We start from the raw sequence: 1555 nt of genomic DNA, 5'->3' as shown, positions 1-1555 counted from the left end.
ATCTCGATAACAACCCACCAGGTCCACGTGGCGGCCCCGGTACGAACTGGGAAAATCCCCCAGGGCTGCGTGGCGGTCCCGGCGCCGCCCCCGATCGTTTCGGCCGCTGCCACTGAATTTGCGTTGAAAACACGCCCACTTGTTTAACAGCATGATTTTCATACTGGCCGTGCCGGTCCCGCATCGGCACGGCCCCGTTCGTCGCCGACAGCGGCAGCACCGCGGCCGACAAAAGCCTCGATTCAGGCCTACCGGACCTCGGCCGCCCACGATCCGCGCACCGCGACCGACGCCTGCCCGGTCCGGGCTGCGATGACGTCGAGCGCAGCATCCGTCGAACCGCTCTGCCGCAGGAGCGCGCGAAAAACACCGGCAGCAGGCACTCTCCATTGCTGTCGCTGCTCGAGGCCGGCGACTTTCCCGCCATCCATGCCACCAGAATAAATTGCAGCAAAGTTAAATTTGCTTCTTTACACACGGCGCAGCACACGCTGCGATTCCCGCACGTAGCCGTGCAAGGCCCGGCTGACGCCAAACCGCCATACCCCGGCAACTGCGACAGCGTGCGCATTTCCACAACGCCCGCTTCATCGTCGCGTCATATCGCACCGCTACGGTTCCCCGCATCTATTTCGGGAACCTGTGCATGAACAATCTGAGCCGTGGCCTTTGTGTCCTCGTGCTGGCCGGCAGCATCGCACTGCCCGTCGGCGCCGCCGAGTTTCCGACTCTCGACCGCAGCGCGCCGCTGGTCATCGGCCACCGCGGCGCCTCGGGCCACCTGCCCGAGCACACGCTGGAGGCCTATCGCACCGCCATCGCGATGGGCGCGGACTTCATCGAGCCGGACCTCGTATCGACCCGGGATGGCGTGCTGATCGCGCGCCACGAGCCCGTGCTCGGCGGCACGACCAACGTATCGGCAGTCGCCAAGTTCGCCACGCGCAAGCGCAAGGCCAGCATCGACGGCGTGCAGTACGACGACTGGTTCGCGTCGGATTTCACGCTCGCCGAAATCAAGGAGCTGCGTGCGCGCGAACGCGTCGCCTCGCGCAGCCCGCGCTTCAACGACGCCTTCGAGATTCCGACCTTCCAGGAAGTCATCGACCTGGCAAAAAAGGAATCCGTGCGCACCGGCCGCACCATCGGTATCTATCCCGAAACCAAGCACCCGACCTGGCATCAGCAGCAGAACCTGCCACTGGAGCGCAAGCTCGCCGACATGCTGGCGGCCGCCGACTGGAGCCGCAAGAGCGACCCGGTGATCGTGCAGTCGTTCGAGGTCGCCAATCTCAAGCAGCTGCGCGGCCTGACCGGTGTGCGCCTCGTGCAGCTGTTGTCGTGCTACGACAACGATCTGGCCACAGGCAACTGCATCTATCTGCCCAACGATCCCGACAGCGCGCCGTGGGATTTCATCTCCGGCGGCGACCGTCGCACCTACGCCGACATGGTCGCACCGGCGGGCCTGGCCGAGATCGCGCGCTACGCCGACGGCATCGGGCCGTGGAAGCGCCAATTCGTCGGCGTCAAGGCGGTCGCGCTGCGCCCCGAC

1 protein-coding gene and 1 pseudogene are annotated in these 1555 nt (G+C 65.7%); both read left to right on the top strand.

Going from position 1 to position 1555, the window contains the following annotated elements:
• Positions 1 to 116: pseudogene (locus NJ959_RS30920) on the top strand (hypothetical protein); the annotation flags it as partial.
• Positions 117 to 646: 530 nt separating this feature from the next.
• A partial coding sequence (locus NJ959_RS29360; RefSeq protein WP_305069173.1) for a glycerophosphodiester phosphodiesterase family protein occupies positions 647 to 1555 on the top strand: 909 nt, incomplete at its 3' end.

This window comes from Limnofasciculus baicalensis BBK-W-15 (assembly GCF_024178385.1).
GTDB lineage: Bacteria > Cyanobacteriota > Cyanobacteriia > Cyanobacteriales > Coleofasciculaceae > Limnofasciculus > Limnofasciculus baicalensis.
Note: the sequence above shows the minus strand (reverse complement) of the source record. Positions and strands in the feature narration are given on the sequence as shown.